The organism is Sphingomonas canadensis, from assembly GCF_026013525.1.
Taxonomy (GTDB): Bacteria; Pseudomonadota; Alphaproteobacteria; order Sphingomonadales; family Sphingomonadaceae; genus Sphingomonas; species Sphingomonas canadensis.
Genome location: NZ_JAPDRA010000002.1, coordinates 43,249 through 57,755, shown reverse-complemented (window position 1 = coordinate 57,755; position 14,507 = coordinate 43,249). Strand labels below are relative to the sequence as shown.

Genomic DNA, 14,507 nt, shown 5'->3' with positions numbered 1-14,507 from the left:
TTCCATGATATCCTCCCCCGCCGGGGGAAGGAGGACGGCGGAACGCGGTGGAGGGGGAGGATGCCAGTGCCCAGCCGACTCGCCCCCCCGCCGCCAAGCGCCGCCCCATGGCCATCCGCGCGGCCGGACCCGAGGACCGCGCGATGAAGCTGGCGCGCACGCTGGGATCGGTGGGCGGGCTGACGCTGGTCAGCCGCATCCTGGCGCTGGTCCGCGATTCGCTGCAGGCGACCTTCGTCGGCGCCAGCTTCGCTTCGGACGCCTTCCTGGTTGCGTTCCGCCTGCCTAACATGTTCCGCGCCTTCTTCGCGGAGGGCGCGTTCAATGCCGCCTTCATCCCGATGTTCAACCGCAAGGCGGGCGAGGAAGGCGGCGGCATGCCCGCCGCGCTGGCCTTTGCCGAACGCGCGCTGGCGGTGCTGTTCGCCTTCCTGCTGCTGTTCACGGCGGTGATGCTGGCGGCGTCCTGGCCGATCACCTGGGGGCTTTCGGGCGGCTTTTCCAAGCAGGCGCCGAGCAGCGAGGAATTCGCCTTCGCGGTCACGCTGTCGCGGATCACCATCCCCTATCTGATGCTGATCAGCCTTGCCTCGCTGCTGGGCGGCATCCTGAATTCGCTCGACAAATTCTGGGTCAACGCGGCGGCGCCGATCCTGCTCAACGTGGCGATGGTGGCCGCGCTGCTGTTCTTCAACGGCGATCCGTTCGAAACCGCGCAGGCCCAGGCGATCGCGGTACCCGTGGGCGGCGTGCTCCAGCTCGGCTGGCTGTGGTTCGCGTGCCGGCGCTCGGGCGTGTCGCTGAAGCTCAGATGGCCCCGGCTGGACGACGATGTGCGCCAGCTCATGAAGCTGATCCTGCCCGCCGCCGCAGGCGCGGGCGCGGTGCAGATCAACCTGGTCATCTCCACCGCGCTCTCGGGCTATCTGCTCGACGAAGGCTCGATCTCGTACATCTATTACGCCGACCGGCTGAACCAGCTTCCGCTGGGGATGATCGGCATCGGGCTGGGCACGATCCTGTTGCCCACCGTATCGCGGCTGCTGGGCGCGGGGCGCGAGGCGGAGGCGATGGAGACGCAGAACCGCGGCATAGAGCTGGCGCTGTTCCTCACCCTGCCCGCGATGGTGGCGCTGATCGTCGCCGCCGAGCCGATCGTCCGCGGACTGTTCCAGCATGGCGTATTCACCGGCGAGGATACGGTGCGCTGCGCCTGGGCGCTGGCGGCCTTTTCGGCCGGCCTGCCCGCCTATGTGCTGGTGAAGGTGCTGACCCCCGGCTTCTATGCGCGAGAGGATACGCGGACGCCGGTGCGCTTCGCGATGATCGCGGTGGGGGTGAACCTGGCGGGCAACCTGGCGCTGATCCCGCTGATCGGCCATGTCGGCCCGCCGCTGGCGACCGCGGCGGCGGGGTGCGTCAACGTGGCGCTGCTTTATCGCACGCTGCGGCTGCGCGGCGATTTCGTGGCGGACGCGCAGCTCCGCCGGCGCATCCCCCGGCTGGCGCTGGCGGCGGTGCTGATGGGCGCCGCGCTGTGGGCTGGTGACCGCGTGCTGGACCCGTGGCTCACCGGTTCGCTGGTCGAACGCGGCGTGGGGCTGAGCCTGCTCGTCTCGGGCGGCGGGGCGGTCTATGGCCTCGCCTGCTTCGTCACGCGCGCGTTCACGCTGGGCGACCTGAAGGCGCTGATCCGGCGGCGGCGGGCCTAGAAGCTGTCTGCCCCTGGCGGAAGCGGGCCGGCCGGAAGTTCCCCATCTTCGCGCTTTCCTGGCCCCGCCAGCCCCGCTAGAGCCCGCGCGTTCCCGGCACAATCGAGCGCGGCGCGCCCCCGCCGCCGGGAATCCGCGGCCGGTCCAACGGCCGAACGGTCAACCGGGCGCGGAGTAACGATTTCATGCGCGTCGTTTCAGGCATCCAGACCACCGGCAACCTGCACCTGGGCAACTATCTGGGCGCGATCAAGCAGTGGGTGGCGATGCAGGACCAGGGCGAGTGCCTGTTCTTCCTCGCCGATCTCCATGCGCTGACCGGCAACGTCAGCCCGCAGGAACTGGCGAATTCGACGATCGAGATGGCCGCGACGCTGATCGCCGCCGGGATCGACGATCGTTCGACGCTGTTCAACCAGGCGCGCGTCCCCGCCCATGCCGAGCTGTGCTGGATCCTGAACGGAACCGCGCGGATGGGCTGGCTGAATCGCATGACGCAGTGGAAGGACAAGGCCGGCAAGAACCGCGAGGGCGCCAGCGTGGGGCTGTTCACCTATCCGGTGCTCCAGGCAGCCGACGTGCTGGTCTATAAGGCGACGCACGTGCCGGTGGGCGAGGACCAGAAGCAGCATCTGGAGCTGGCGCGCGACATCGCGGCAAAGTTCAACACCGATTTCGGCGTCGAGCTGTTCCCCCTGCCCGAGCCCTTCATCAGCAAGGCCGCGCCGCGAATCATGAGCCTGCGCGACGGCAGCGCGAAGATGAGCAAGTCCGACCCCTCCGACATGAGCCGGATCAACCTTTCCGACAGCGACGAGACGATCGCGCAGAAGTTCCGCAAGGCGAAGACCGATCCGGAGCCGCTGCCCGATGTGTTCGACGCGCTGGACGCGCGGCCGGAGGCGAAGAACCTGGTCACCATCTTCGCCGCGCTGTCCGATCGCGATCCGCAATCGGTGGTGGACGAGTTCGCCGGAAAGGGCTTCGGCGCGTTCAAGCCGGCGCTGGCGGACCTTGCCGTGGCGGTGCTGGGGCCGGTGCGCGAGCGTCTGGTGAAGCTGCTCGACGATCGCGGCGCGGTGGCGGCCGAACTGGCCAGGGGCGCGGCCAAGGCCAACGCGCTGGCGGCGCCGACGCTGAAGGCCGCGCAGCAGGCGGTGGGGCTCCAGGTCTAGCGGGCGGGGCGTTCCCGTCGCCCCTTCCCGGCCCGTCGCCCCTTCCCGGCGGGGAGGGGTGACGCTTCCCGGCGCAGGCCGGGAGAGTAGACAGACTGAAGCGGCCCCACGCCGCTTTCCCGCCGCTCGTCACGAGCCGGTCGAAGGGCGCGGCGCCGCGAAGCCATCGCCTGCGGGAACGCCCTTCGACAAACTCAGGACGAACGGATCGGCTGCGGGATAGTCACGCGCGGAGCACGCGGGCGGACGCGCCCGCATCCGCAACCCGATCGGGGTGGAGGCGTGACCAAGCTTGCCCCGCTCTCGTCTCCTCCACCCCGCCCCCACCCTGGGGGGTGGGATTGCGCGGGGACCCTCAGGCCCCTTCGAGCTGACGCATCAGCTTACGGACGGCGCCGTCGATCTCAACATCCTTTCCGCGCAGCTCCTCGATGCGGCGGACGGCGTGGATCACGGTGGAATGGTCGCGGTTGCCGAACTTGCGGCCGATCTCCGGCAGCGAGCGGGTGGTGAGCCGCTTGGCGAGATACATCGCGATCTGGCGCGGGCGCGCGATCGCCACCGCGCGGCGTTCCGAGATCAGGTCGATCTTCTTCACCTCGAAATGGGTGGAGACGGCGTTCTGGATCTCGTCGATGGTGATGCGGCGCTGGGTGGCGCGCAGCACCTCGCCCAGCGTCTGCGTCGCGAAATCGAGCGTGATCGCTTCATTGTTGAGCTGGGCATAGGCGACCAGCCGGTTGAGCGCGCCTTCCAGCTCGCGGACGTTGGCGGTGATGCGCTGGGCCAGCAGCTCGATCACCTCGCCCGGCATCGCCACCTGGGGCATGTCTTCCAGCTTGCGCTTCACGATCGCGCGGCGCAGCTCCAGCTCCGGCGCGCGGATGTCCGCCACCAGCCCCGCGCCCAGCCGCCCGGCCAGCCGCGATTCGAAGCCCTCCAGCGCCTGGGGCGCGCGGTCCGCCGCGATCACCAGCCGCTTGCCCGACGACATGAACTCGTTGACCGTGTGGAAGAATTCCTGCTGCGTCGAATCCTTGCCGCCGATGAACTGAAGATCGTCGATCATCAGCAGGTCAACGCCGCGCAGCCGCGCCTTGAAGGCATGGGTGTCCTTCGCGCGCAGCGCCTGGACGAATTCGAACATGAAGCGTTCGGCGGGCATGTAGATCGCCGTCGCGCCCGGATTGGCTTCCAGGAAAGCGTGGCCGATCGCGTGCATCAGGTGCGTCTTGCCCTGGCCGGTGCCCGAATGGAGGTAGAGCGGGCTGAAGCGCGGGCTGCCCGGCTCGGCCACCATCGCCGCGGCGTTGAACGCCACGCGATTCGACGAATCGACCACGAACCGGGCGAAGGTGAAGCGCGCGTCGAACGCGGGCCGCTCAGCGGGCGCCGCGACGGGGGCGTCCGCCACCGGCCCGGCCGCGGCGGCAGCGGCGGGCGCCGCGATCCGGCGGCCCGGCTCGGCCAGCGTCTCCAGCGTGACGCTGCGCACCGACGGCAACACCGCCTTGAATTCCAGCAGCAGCCGTTCCGAATAGTGATTCTTCACCCACTGGGTCATGAACGCCGAGGGCAGGCCGAGTCGTACCGCGTCCGAATCGCTCGATTCGATCAGCACGACGGGCTTCAGCCACTGGTCGAACAGGCGCTGGCCCGCGGAGCGGCGCAGATTGGCGCGCACATGGGCCCATGCCTTCGCGACGGCGCTATTCTCTCCCTGATTCAAGGCGCAAACCTCTGCCATCTTTCCCGACAACCCCTTAACTCACGGAAGCATCTGCCCCCTTCCGTGGACGCCACATCCACCGCGACAAAGCTCTCCCGTCACCGGAAACGCATCCGGCGCCACTGCACATTCGTCGCTTGTCGGGCTGCCAGAACGCGGCGCCCGGAGGACTGTTCTAAGAACCCGAAACTGAGTCGTTCAAGAGGGCCGCGCGCAATAAAATTGAAATAGTTTTGTTGACATCGCGGAACTCAAGGAATTCTGCGGAACAGCCAGTTGCACGCTAATTACATCGTTGAAATGAAACGATATTAATCAAGATTGCGGGCGGGATGGCACGCGACTCGCGCGTTCCTGCGGGTTCCGCCGATTCGTCTTTTCGCATGCAATAACGGGGCCGAAACGGCCATTTCGCACACGCAAAAAGAGCCGCCGGAGACTCTCCGGCGGCATCCCGATTTCAGAAAAATGACGGTTATGCGAGCGCTTCGAGGCGCTTCGTGAGACGCGAAAACTTGCGCGAGGCGGTGTTCTTGTGAAGCACGCCTTTCGCAACGCCGCGAGCCAGCTCAGGCTGCATGGCGGCCAGCGCGGCGGTCGCGGCAGCCTTGTCGCCCGACTCCAGCGCGGACTCGGCCTTCTTCACGAAGGTCCGGATGCGGCTGACGCGCGCACCATTGATCTCCGCGCGGCGCGCATTGCGCCGGATACGCTTCTTCGCCTGCGGCGTATTCGCCATGCCGTCTTGTTCCTGCTCGAAAATGAAGGGCGCGGGAAACTGGCCCACGCCCGGAAAGCCCGGCCCCTTAACGGCTGAGGCGATTCGGGTCAACCACCGGATGCGCGTTCACCGCTGGCATTTCGCGCACCAGAAGGTGGAACGCCCGCCATCCACCCGGCGCAGCACCGGGGCGCCGCATGCGCAATCCTCCCCCTCGCGCCCGTACACGCGCCACTGCTTGGCGAAATAGCCCAGCTCGCCATCGGGCCGGGCATAGTCGCGCAGCGTCGATCCGCCCGCCGCGATCGCCGCCTCCAGCACCTCGCGCACCGCATCGACCAGGCGGGCCAGCCGCGCGCGCGCGATCCGCCCCACCTCGCGCACCGGGGCGATGCCCGCCATGTGCAGCGCCTCGCACACATAGATGTTGCCCAGCCCGGCCACGATCCGCTGATCGAGCAGCAACAGCTTCACCGGCGCGATCCGTCCGTCGAAGGCGGCGGCCAGATGCGCGGCGGAGAAATCCGGCCCCAGCGGCTCCGGCCCCAGCGCCGCGAAGGGGGGCCAGGCGGCCAGCTCAGCGCTGGGCACCAGATCGACCGAGCCGAAGCGCCGCGCGTCGTTGAGCGCCAGCCGGTGCCCCGGCGTATCGAGCAGCAGATGATCGTGCTTGCCCGCCTCCGCCGGATCGATGCGCCATCGCCCGGACATGCCCAGGTGGAACACCATGGTGTCGCCCCGGTCGGTCTCGACCAGCCCATATTTGGCGCGGCGGCCCAGGCCGGTGACGGTGGCGCCGGTCAGCCGCTGGCCCAGGTCGTGCGGGAAGGGGCGGCGCAGATCGGGGCGGTTCACCGTCACCCGTTCGATGCGCTGCCCTTCCAGCACGGGGCGCAGGCCGCGGACGGTGGTCTCGACTTCAGGCAGCTCTGGCATCGCCGCCCCCTAGCCTCCCCCGCCGCGCCCCGCTAGAGCGCCCCCATGTCCGACACCGTTTCCTTCGGCTACGAAGACGTCGCCCCCGAGGAGAAGACGCGCCGCGTGGGTGCCGTCTTCTCGAATGTGGCCAGCCGCTACGACCTGATGAACGACGCCATGTCCGGCGGCCTGCACCGGCTGTGGAAGGATCGCTTCGTCCGCCGCGTGAAGCCGCAGGCGGGCGAGACGATCCTCGACATGGCCGGCGGCACCGGCGACATCGCCTTCCGCCTGGCGAAGTCCGGCGCGGCGGTGACGGTGGCCGACATCAACCCGGAGATGCTGGCGGTGGGCGTCGAGCGCGCCGCCGAACGCGGCATCGACAATCTGGTGTGGACCGAGGCGAACGCCGAGAAGCTGCAGTTCCCGGACCGCTTCTTCGACGGCTATACGATCGCCTTCGGCATCCGCAACGTGACCGACATCCCCGCGGCGCTGCGCGAGGCGCATCGCGTGCTGAAGCGCGGCGGCCGTTTCTTCTGCCTGGAATTCTCGACCACCGTCTGGCCGGGCTTCGCCCAGGTCTATGACGCCTATTCGCACCATCTGGTGCCCAAGCTGGGCAAGCTGCTGGCCGATGACGAGGACAGCTATCGCTACCTGATCGAATCGATCCGCCGCTTTCCCGACATGCCCAGCTTCGAACGGATGATCGGCGAGGCGGGCTTCATCCGCACGCGGGCCGAGCCGGTGCTGGGCGGGCTGGTCGCGATCCATTCGGGCTGGAAGATCTGATGCGCGCCGGCGCCATGCCCGCGCGGGACGCGGCGCGAACCGCCACGTGACCCACCCCGTCGTCCACCTCTGGCGGCTCCTCAAGTGGGGCCGCACGCTGGCGCGGCATGGGGCGCTGACCGGGATCGAGCGCGATCCGCACACGCCCGCGCAGGTCCGCCGCCTGGCGCGGATCGCCCGTTTCGGCGCGCGCGTGCCGGCGGTGCCGCGCTATGCCGATGCCTTCCAGGCGATCGGCCCCGCCGCGATCAAGCTGGGCCAGACGCTGGCCACCCGCCCCGACATCGTCGGCGAAGCGGTGGCGAACGATCTGTTGCGCCTTCAGGACGCGCTGCCGCCGCTGCCCTTCGCCGTCATCCGCGCGCGGATGCAGGCCAGCCTGGGCAACGGGCTGGAGCGGATGTTCGCCGCGATCGAGGAGGTGCCCGTGGGCGCCGCGTCGATCGCCCAGGTCCACCGCGCGGTAACCACCGACGGGCGCAAGGTGGCGGTGAAGGTGCTGCGCCCCGGCGTCGAGAACGAGTTCGCCCGGGCGATCGAGACCTATGAATGGGCCGCAGCGCAGCTAGAGGCGCTGGGCGGCGAGGCTTCGCGCCTGCGCCCCCGCCTGGTGATCGAGACCTTCAAGCGCTGGACCGCGCGCGAGCTGGACCTGCGGCGCGAGGCCGCGTCCGCGTCCGAACTTAAGGAGCATATGACGTCGGAGCCGGGCTATATGGTCCCGGAGATCGACTGGCAGCGCACCACCGGCAAGGTGCTGACGCTCGAATGGATCGACGGCATCAAGCTCTCCGACCGCGAGGCGCTGGTCGCCGCGGGGCACGACACGCACGCGCTGGCCGAAACGCTGGTCCGCGCCTTCCTGCGCCAGGCGATCTCGGACGGCTTCTTCCACGCCGACATGCACCAGGGAAACCTGTTCGCGCTGCCCGACGGGCGGATCGCGGCGATCGATTTCGGCATCATGGGCCGGATCGACCGGCGCGCGCGCGTCTGGCTGGCGGAGATCCTCTACGGGCTGATCACCGGCAACTACAAGCGCGTGGCCGAGATCCATTTCGAGGCCGGCTATGTCCCGCCGCACCATAATGTCGACGAGTTCGCCACGGCGCTGCGCGCGGTGGGCGAGCCGATGCGCGGGCTGCCGGTGAAGGAAATGTCGGTCGGCGGCATGCTCGACGGGCTGTTCACGATCACCCGCGATTTCGACATGCAGACCCAGCCGCACCTGCTGTTGCTGCAGAAGACGATGGTGATGGTGGAGGGCGTGGCGCGCGGGCTCGATCCCGAGATCAACCTGTGGGAGACCTCCGGCCCGTTCGTCGGCGAATGGATCCGCACCGAGCTTGGCCCCGAGGCGATGGTGGCCGACCGGCTGGTGGAGGATTTCCGCACGCTGGCGCGGCTGCCGCAGCTCATCCGCAACATCGAACGCCGCTTCCCCACCCCCGGCGGCGCGCCGCCCGCCCCGCCGCTGAAGGCGATCGAGGTGGTGCGCGTGGGCGGCGGCTGGCGCTACGGCCTGGTCGCCGCGCTGGCGGCCGCGGCGGGCGCCGCCGCGATGTACCTGCTGGGCTGAGCCCCCCGATCCATGAAACCTGCCCGCCTATGAAAAAGGGCCCGCCGCGCGTGCGTTGCGGCGGGCCCCGCCGGCCCCGGGAAGAGGGCCGGATCAGCCTTGCGAACAGGCGATCAGCTTGCCCACCGCATCATGGCTCTGCCTGAGCGGGATCACCTGGACATGCTCCTTGCCGTCCACCTGATAGGCGAAGTTGACCTGGCCCGAATTGGCGAACCCGTCGGTCGAGGGCATGTCGGCAACCTTCTCGACGATCGTGCGCCATTCGAATCCGTTGGAATCCGGCACCAGCGCCGCGGTGGCCTCCAGCACGCCCTCGCGCGCCGTGCCGAACCAGTAGGAGACCTTCATCGGCGCATTGTCCGCCGCCGAGCCGAGGCCGGAGAAGCCGATCTTGAACTCGGTCGCGTTGCTTTCCAGCCGCACGCCTTCCTCGCTGCCCGTCAGCACCATCGCGGAGCAGCCGCTGGCCAGCTTCTCGATCTCCCAATCGCCCACCTTGGCGAAGGGCGTGCCGGCCGCCGGCGCGGCTGCGGGGGCAGCAGCGGCAGCAGCAGGGGTGGCCGCGGGCGCGGCGGCATTGGCCGGCGCGGCGCCGTTCCCGGCGGGTGCCCCGCCCCCGCCGCAGGCCGCCAGACCGGCTGCGAGAAGCGGCGTCAAAATGCTGAGATTACGCATGTTTCTTTCCCCGATAACGCGGCCCCGCACGCGGCGTCCGCCCTACCCCGCAACAACCCCGCGGGCCGCCCCAAGTCAACGGGACGAATGTACAGTCCGCGCCGCTGCCGGTCGCATCTCGACACCGCTCCCGCTGCCCGTGTAGTCCCGCGCGGGAATGGCCCGTTCGGATCCCCTCTGGCTTGCCGCGCCGTCGCGTTTCGCGGGCCTGCGCAAGGCGCACGCGCGGCTGGCGCTTGCGCTGCTCGCGCTGCTCGTCGCGGCCTGCTTCGCCGCGCTGGCGATCGGCGATCCGCCCGCGCTGGGCGCGTCCTCCGGCGGCGATCGCAACCGCACCGATCTGGGCGTCTATGAGGATATCGTCGCCGGGGTGCGCGGCGGCGGCAATTATTACGAGGTGGCGGCGGACGCGCTGCGCGCGGGCGGCTATCCGCTGCGCCCCTTCCTGACGATGCGCCAGCCCGCGCTGGCGGCGGCGGAGGCTTCGATGCCGCCCTGGCTGCCCGGGATGCTGCTGGTGGCGCTGGCGCTGTTCACGGGCATGGCGTGGATGCTGCGGCTGACCGAGGCGATGCCGCGCCTCGCCCCGCGGCTGATCGCAGCCCTCCTGCTCGCGGGGTCGATGCTCGCCTTCTTCCAGCCGGGGCTGGCGGCCTTCCACGAGATCTGGGCCGGGCTGCTGGTGGCGCTCAGCCTGGCGCTGCGGCGGCCGGGGCGCTGGATCGAGGCGGCGGCGATCGGGCTGGCCGCGATGCTGATCCGCGAGACCGCCGCGCTCTATGTCCTCGTCATGGCCGTCTTCGCCTGGCGGGAGGGCGCGCGGCGCGAGGCGATGGGATGGGGCGCGGCGCTGCTACTGTTCGCCGCGGTGCTGGGCGTCCATGCCTGGGCGGTGGCAGGCGTCACCGGGCCGAACGATCCCGCCTCGCCCGGCTGGCTGGGGCTTCAGGGGCCGGGACTGTTCGTGAAGGGCATCGCGCTTTCCACCGCGCTCCAGCTCGTGCCGCTGTGGGCCGCCGCGCCGCTGGTCGGGCTGGCGCTGTTCGGCTGGGCGAGCTGGAACGATCCGCTGGCGGCGCGCGCGCTGGCGCTGTTCGCGGGCTATGCGCTGGCGCTGGCGCTGTTCGCGCGGCTCGATACCTTCTATTGGGCGCTCATGGCGTCCCCCGTGATACTCGCCGGACTGGCCTTCGTTCCGGACGGGCTGCGCGATCTGGCCCGCCAGTCGCTCGACAGGCGGCGGGTTACCGTGACAAGGATCGCCCAGTGATCCAGCGCATCCTCCTGATCGTCGGCGGCGGCATCGCGGCCTACAAGGCGTGCGAGCTGGTGCGCCTGTGCCGCAAGGCCGGGATCGCGGTGAAATGCGTGCTGACCGATGGCGGCTCCCATTTCGTCACCCCGATGACGCTGGCGGCGCTGAGCGAGAACCAGGTCTTCACCACGCTGTGGGACCTGAAGGACGAGGCCGAGATGGGCCATATCCAGCTCAGCCGCGAGGCGGATCTGATCGTCGTCGCCCCCGCGACCGCCGATCTGCTGGCCAGGATGGCGGCGGGCATCGCCGACGATCTGGCGACCACGCTGCTGCTCGCCACCGACAAGCCGGTGCTGGCCGCCCCCGCGATGAACGTGCGGATGTGGCAGCACGCCGCCACCCGCCGCAACGTCGCCCGGCTGCGCGCCGACGGTGTGACCGTGCTGGAGCCGGACGCGGGGCCGATGGCCTGCGGCGAATACGGCCCCGGCCGCCTGCCGGAGCCCGAGGCGATCCTGGCCGCGATCCAGTCGCATGGACGTCCCGCGCAGGGCAGGCTCGCGGGCCGCCACATCCTTGTCACCGCTGGGCCGACGCATGAGCCGATCGATCCGGTGCGCTACATCGCGAACCGATCGTCGGGGAAGCAGGGCTTCGCGATCGCCGGGGCGCTGGCCGCTCTGGGCGCGCGGGTTACGCTGGTGGCCGGACCGGTGGCGCTGGCGACACCGCCGGGCGTAACGCGCGTCGATGTGGAGACCGCGCGCGAGATGGCCGCCGCTGCCGCCGCCGCGCTGCCCGCCGACGCCGCGGTGATGGTCGCCGCCGTCGCCGACTGGCGGACCGAGGCGACCGGCCAGAAGATCAAGAAGGACGGCAAGGGGCCGCCCATGCTGACGCTGACCGAGAACCCCGACATCCTGGCAACGATCGCCGGGGATGCCCGCCGCCCGCCGCTTGTGATAGGATTCGCGGCGGAGACCGGGGACATGATCGAGCACGCCATCGCCAAGCGGGCACGCAAGGGCGCCGACTGGATCGTCGCCAACGACGTTTCCGGCGACGTGATGGGCGGCGACGACAACAGCGTCCATATCGTCACCGCGCAGGGAGTCGAGCATTGGGATCGCATGCCCAAGGATCAGGTGGCGGCACGGCTGGCGGAGCGGATCGCCGATGCGCTCTAGGCTGATCGCCCTCCCCCTGTTCGCCGCCGGGCTGGCGCTGGCGGGCTGCGCGCCCCACGCCGGCGGCCCGGCCGGCCCCGGCGCGCCCCGTCCAGCGCCGGGCCTCAGGCTCCATGTCGAGACCTTCCGCACGCTGGCGCCGCGCCGCGTGCGCACGCTGGTGGTGGTGCTGCACGGCGATGCCGCCCCGGGCACGCGCGGCGACGAACTCGCCTTCGCCGCCGCCTCGCAGCAGGCGGTGCCGGATAGCGCCGCGGTGACGATCCTTCGCCCCGGCTATTCGGACGCGAAGGGCAACAAATCCCCCGGAGATCCCGGCAATGCCACCGGCGACAGCTATGACGCGCCCCGGCTCGCCGATGTCGAGCGCACCATCGCCCGCCTGCGCGCCGCCTATCCGCGCGCGCGCGTCGTGCTGGTGGGCGACGATGGCGGCGCGGCGATCGCCGCCAACCTGGCCGGGCTGCATCCCGCGCTGGTGGACGGTATCGTGCTGGCGGGCTGCCCCTGCTCGCTGCCCGAATGGCGCGCGCACATGGCGAAGCGCACCGGGAACAAGGCCTGGTCGGCGGCCACCGCCAGCCTGGACCCGCTCAAGACGGCGGGCGGCGTATCACCCGCCTTGCGCGCCGCGGTGCTGGTCGGCGCCGATGATCCGCTCATCCCGGTCCGCTTCGCGCGCGCCTATGCCGAATCGCTGGTGCTGCGCGGCGTGGCGACCGATTATCGAATCCTGCCCGGCAAGGGCCACGACCTGCTCGGCGATCCGGAGGTGCTGGCCGCCACCGTCCGCCTTGCCGCCAGCCTGCCGGAGAAGCGTTGATGCTGCCCCCGATCCGTATCGCGATCCTGCGCCTGCCGCATGGCGAGGGGCTGCCGCTGCCCGCCTATGCCACCGCCGGGGCGGCGGGGATGGACGTGGTCGCGGCGGAGGACCTGACGATCGCGCCGGGCGCGCGCCACGCGGTCGCCACCGGCTTCGCCATGGCGATTCCCGAAGGCTTTGAGGTGCAGGTGCGCCCGCGTTCGGGCCTGGCGCTGAAGCATGGCGTGACCTGCCTCAACACCCCCGGCACCATCGACAGCGACTATCGCGGCGAGGTGAAGGTGATCCTGGCGAACCTGGGCGCCGACCCGTTCGTCATCGCCCGCGGCGATCGCATCGCCCAGCTCGTCCCCGCCCCCGTCCAGCGCGCCGAGCTGGAGGAAACGGCCTCGCTGGACGAGACCGCGCGGGGCGCGGGCGGATTCGGGTCCACCGGCCGGTGAGCCTTGTCGCGATCACCCTGGCCGCGGCGCTGCAGATCGGCCCGATCGACTGGAACGCGCTTCCGGTCCTGCCGCTGCGTTCGCCGCCGGCGATCACCCCCGCGATGAACGCCTTCGTGGGACGCGAGGCCGTCTCGCGCCACTGCAAGGTTCAGGGCACGGCGCGCCGCGGCAGCCTGACCGTGGACGTCGCGATGCTGATCGACGGATCGGGCGAGTTGCGCACCGCGATACCGCGCGCGATCAACTGCCCGACGGTGGAGCAATATGCCGCGGGGCTCGCCGCCGGCTTTGCCCGGGGCAACATGCTGCCGCGGGTGGGTGACAATCCGCTATGGTACAAGACGAGCTTGACCTTCTCCTGGCAGCGATGACGCTGACCGACGATGAGCTCGACCGCTATGCGCGGCATATCGTGCTGCGCGAGATCGGCGGCAGCGGCCAGGCCCACCTCACCGAATGCCATGCGCTGCTGATCGGCGCGGGCGGCATCGGATCGCCCGCGATCCAGTATCTTGCCGCCGCGGGCCTTGGCCGGTTGACCGCGATCGACGACGATCGGGTCGCGCTCTCCAACCTCCAGCGCCAGACGCTCTACGCCACGCGCGAGATCGGGCGGCCGAAGGTGGAGGCGGCGGCCGATGCGGTGGCGCGGCTGAACCCCGGCGTCGCCTTCACCGGCATCGCCCGGCGCATCACCCGCGAGAATGCGCGCGAGCTGCTGGCACAGGCCGCGCCGGACGTGATCCTGGACGGCAGCGACAATTTCGATACCCGGCTGGCGGTGGCCGACGCCGCGCACCGGCTGCGCATCCCTCTCGTCTCCGCCGCGGTCGCCGAGTTCGAGGGACAGCTCGGCGTGTTCCGCGGCTGGGAGAAGGACAAGCCCTGCTACCGCTGCTTCGTCGGCAGCGATCCGCAGCGCGAAGGCGTGAGCTGTTCCGAACAGGGCGTGCTGGGCGCGCTCACCGGCATGATGGGCAGCCTGGCCGCGCTGGAGACGATCCGCGCGCTGGTGCCCTTCGGTGAAGACAGCGCGGGCAAGCTGCTGCTCGCCGACGCGCTGTCGCTGCGCTTCCGCACGCTGACGCTGCCCAAAGACCCCGGCTGCTTCGCATGCGCGGGCTGACGATCCTGGTCGCGGGCGCCGACGCCGGCCGGCTGCGATCGGCGCTGACGCTGGCCTGCGCCCATGCCGCGCTGGGCGGGCGCACGCGGCTGTTCGTCCATGAGGCCGCGGTGCCGCTGCTCGCGCCCGGCGCGGACCCGGACGCCGCGCTGCTGGCCGCGCACGGGCTTCCCGATCGCGCCGGGCTTATCGCCACCGCGGCGGAGGCGGGCGTGGCGCTGATCGCCTGCCAGACCGGGCTCGCGCTGGCCGGACTGGCAGAGCGCGACCTGCCCCCCGGATTCGAGACCGGGGGACTGATGGGCCTGCTAGCGACGCTGGACGACGACCGGCTGGACAGCGTCTAGAGTCTGTCCT

At 70.5% G+C, this 14,507-nt stretch carries 15 protein-coding genes; 11 read left to right on the top strand and 4 right to left on the bottom strand.

Features of this window, described 5'->3' with window-relative positions; all coding sequences use genetic code 11:
• Window positions 1–143: 143 nt before the first annotated feature.
• Together murJ and trpS are read left to right on the top strand one after the other, a co-directional pair.
• Window positions 144–1,712 (top strand): murein biosynthesis integral membrane protein MurJ, encoded by a 1,569-nt coding sequence (gene murJ, locus OM513_RS05185; RefSeq protein ID WP_264943526.1) that lies wholly within the window; start codon window positions 144–146, stop codon window positions 1,710–1,712.
• A 185-nt stretch (window positions 1,713–1,897) separates the two neighbouring features.
• On the top strand, window positions 1,898–2,887 hold the full coding sequence (gene trpS / locus OM513_RS05180; protein ID WP_264943098.1) for a tryptophan--tRNA ligase: 990 nt from the start codon (window positions 1,898–1,900) through the stop codon (window positions 2,885–2,887).
• Between the two features lie 355 nt (window positions 2,888–3,242).
• Here the strand turns inward: trpS and dnaA are convergent, their stop codons facing one another.
• The 3 genes from dnaA to mutM form a co-directional block, all read right to left on the bottom strand.
• Window positions 3,243–4,634, bottom strand: a complete 1,392-nt coding sequence (gene dnaA / locus OM513_RS05175; RefSeq protein WP_264943097.1) for a chromosomal replication initiator protein DnaA — start codon at window positions 4,632–4,634, stop codon at window positions 3,243–3,245.
• A 457-nt stretch (window positions 4,635–5,091) separates the two neighbouring features.
• Window positions 5,092–5,355: a 30S ribosomal protein S20 gene (gene rpsT / locus OM513_RS05170; RefSeq protein WP_264943525.1), complete on the bottom strand. Its 264-nt coding sequence runs from the start codon at window positions 5,353–5,355 to the stop codon at window positions 5,092–5,094.
• Window positions 5,356–5,463: 108 nt separating this feature from the next.
• Window positions 5,464–6,273: a bifunctional DNA-formamidopyrimidine glycosylase/DNA-(apurinic or apyrimidinic site) lyase gene (gene mutM / locus OM513_RS05165; protein ID WP_264943096.1), complete on the bottom strand. Its 810-nt coding sequence runs from the start codon at window positions 6,271–6,273 to the stop codon at window positions 5,464–5,466.
• Window positions 6,274–6,318: 45 nt separating this feature from the next.
• Here mutM and OM513_RS05160 point away from each other — a divergent pair, with 45 nt between their 5' ends.
• Together OM513_RS05160 and ubiB are read left to right on the top strand one after the other, a co-directional pair.
• Window positions 6,319–7,050: a class I SAM-dependent methyltransferase gene (locus tag OM513_RS05160; protein WP_264943095.1), complete on the top strand. Its 732-nt coding sequence runs from the start codon at window positions 6,319–6,321 to the stop codon at window positions 7,048–7,050.
• A gap of 46 nt (window positions 7,051–7,096) precedes the next feature.
• On the top strand, window positions 7,097–8,629 hold the full coding sequence (ubiB, locus tag OM513_RS05155) for a 2-polyprenylphenol 6-hydroxylase (protein WP_264943094.1): 1,533 nt from the start codon (window positions 7,097–7,099) through the stop codon (window positions 8,627–8,629).
• A gap of 93 nt (window positions 8,630–8,722) precedes the next feature.
• On the opposite strand, the gene OM513_RS05150 is transcribed toward ubiB, so the two are convergent.
• Window positions 8,723–9,307, bottom strand: coding sequence for a hypothetical protein (locus OM513_RS05150; RefSeq protein ID WP_264943093.1), 585 nt, complete (start codon window positions 9,305–9,307; stop codon window positions 8,723–8,725).
• Window positions 9,308–9,464: 157 nt separating this feature from the next.
• On the opposite strand from OM513_RS05150, the gene OM513_RS05145 reads away from it, so the two are divergent.
• From OM513_RS05145 to OM513_RS05115, 7 genes are read left to right on the top strand one after another with little or no spacing between them, the layout of a single operon-like run.
• Window positions 9,465–10,577, top strand: coding sequence for a DUF2079 domain-containing protein (locus tag OM513_RS05145; RefSeq protein ID WP_264943092.1), 1,113 nt, complete (start codon window positions 9,465–9,467; stop codon window positions 10,575–10,577).
• On the top strand, window positions 10,577–11,752 hold the full coding sequence (coaBC, locus tag OM513_RS05140) for a bifunctional phosphopantothenoylcysteine decarboxylase/phosphopantothenate--cysteine ligase CoaBC (protein WP_264943524.1): 1,176 nt from the start codon (window positions 10,577–10,579) through the stop codon (window positions 11,750–11,752). The genes OM513_RS05145 and coaBC overlap by 1 nt, the downstream gene beginning before the upstream one ends.
• The gene (locus OM513_RS05135; protein ID WP_264943091.1) at window positions 11,742–12,575 is read left to right on the top strand and encodes an alpha/beta hydrolase; all 834 of its coding nucleotides are present in this window, start codon (window positions 11,742–11,744) and stop codon (window positions 12,573–12,575) included. Before coaBC ends, OM513_RS05135 begins: the two co-directional genes overlap by 11 nt.
• Window positions 12,575–13,021, top strand: coding sequence for a dUTP diphosphatase (gene dut / locus OM513_RS05130; RefSeq protein ID WP_264943090.1), 447 nt, complete (start codon window positions 12,575–12,577; stop codon window positions 13,019–13,021). The genes OM513_RS05135 and dut overlap by 1 nt, the downstream gene beginning before the upstream one ends.
• Window positions 13,018–13,395 (top strand): hypothetical protein, encoded by a 378-nt coding sequence (locus OM513_RS05125; RefSeq protein WP_264943089.1) that lies wholly within the window; start codon window positions 13,018–13,020, stop codon window positions 13,393–13,395. Before dut ends, OM513_RS05125 begins: the two co-directional genes overlap by 4 nt.
• Window positions 13,392–14,150: a HesA/MoeB/ThiF family protein gene (locus OM513_RS05120; RefSeq protein WP_264943088.1), complete on the top strand. Its 759-nt coding sequence runs from the start codon at window positions 13,392–13,394 to the stop codon at window positions 14,148–14,150. Before OM513_RS05125 ends, OM513_RS05120 begins: the two co-directional genes overlap by 4 nt.
• Window positions 14,138–14,497, top strand: a complete 360-nt coding sequence (locus OM513_RS05115; protein WP_264943087.1) for a DsrE family protein — start codon at window positions 14,138–14,140, stop codon at window positions 14,495–14,497. The genes OM513_RS05120 and OM513_RS05115 overlap by 13 nt, the downstream gene beginning before the upstream one ends.
• Window positions 14,498–14,507 lie beyond the last annotated feature (10 nt).

Coding starts and splice junctions, on each gene's coding strand:
- OM513_RS05115 (WP_264943087.1), top strand. CDS start 14,138: ATGCGCGGGCTGACGATCCTGGTCGCGGGCGCCGACGCCGGCCGGCTG.
- OM513_RS05160 (WP_264943095.1), top strand. CDS start 6,319: ATGTCCGACACCGTTTCCTTCGGCTACGAAGACGTCGCCCCCGAGGAG.
- dut (WP_264943090.1), top strand. CDS start 12,575: ATGCTGCCCCCGATCCGTATCGCGATCCTGCGCCTGCCGCATGGCGAG.
- OM513_RS05135 (WP_264943091.1), top strand. CDS start 11,742: ATGCGCTCTAGGCTGATCGCCCTCCCCCTGTTCGCCGCCGGGCTGGCG.
- OM513_RS05150 (WP_264943093.1), bottom strand. CDS start 9,307: ATGCGTAATCTCAGCATTTTGACGCCGCTTCTCGCAGCCGGTCTGGCG.
- OM513_RS05120 (WP_264943088.1), top strand. CDS start 13,392: ATGACGCTGACCGACGATGAGCTCGACCGCTATGCGCGGCATATCGTG.
- dnaA (WP_264943097.1), bottom strand. CDS start 4,634: ATGGCAGAGGTTTGCGCCTTGAATCAGGGAGAGAATAGCGCCGTCGCG.
- mutM (WP_264943096.1), bottom strand. CDS start 6,273: ATGCCAGAGCTGCCTGAAGTCGAGACCACCGTCCGCGGCCTGCGCCCC.
- rpsT (WP_264943525.1), bottom strand. CDS start 5,355: ATGGCGAATACGCCGCAGGCGAAGAAGCGTATCCGGCGCAATGCGCGC.
- murJ (WP_264943526.1), top strand. CDS start 144: ATGAAGCTGGCGCGCACGCTGGGATCGGTGGGCGGGCTGACGCTGGTC.
- trpS (WP_264943098.1), top strand. CDS start 1,898: ATGCGCGTCGTTTCAGGCATCCAGACCACCGGCAACCTGCACCTGGGC.
- OM513_RS05145 (WP_264943092.1), top strand. CDS start 9,465: ATGGCCCGTTCGGATCCCCTCTGGCTTGCCGCGCCGTCGCGTTTCGCG.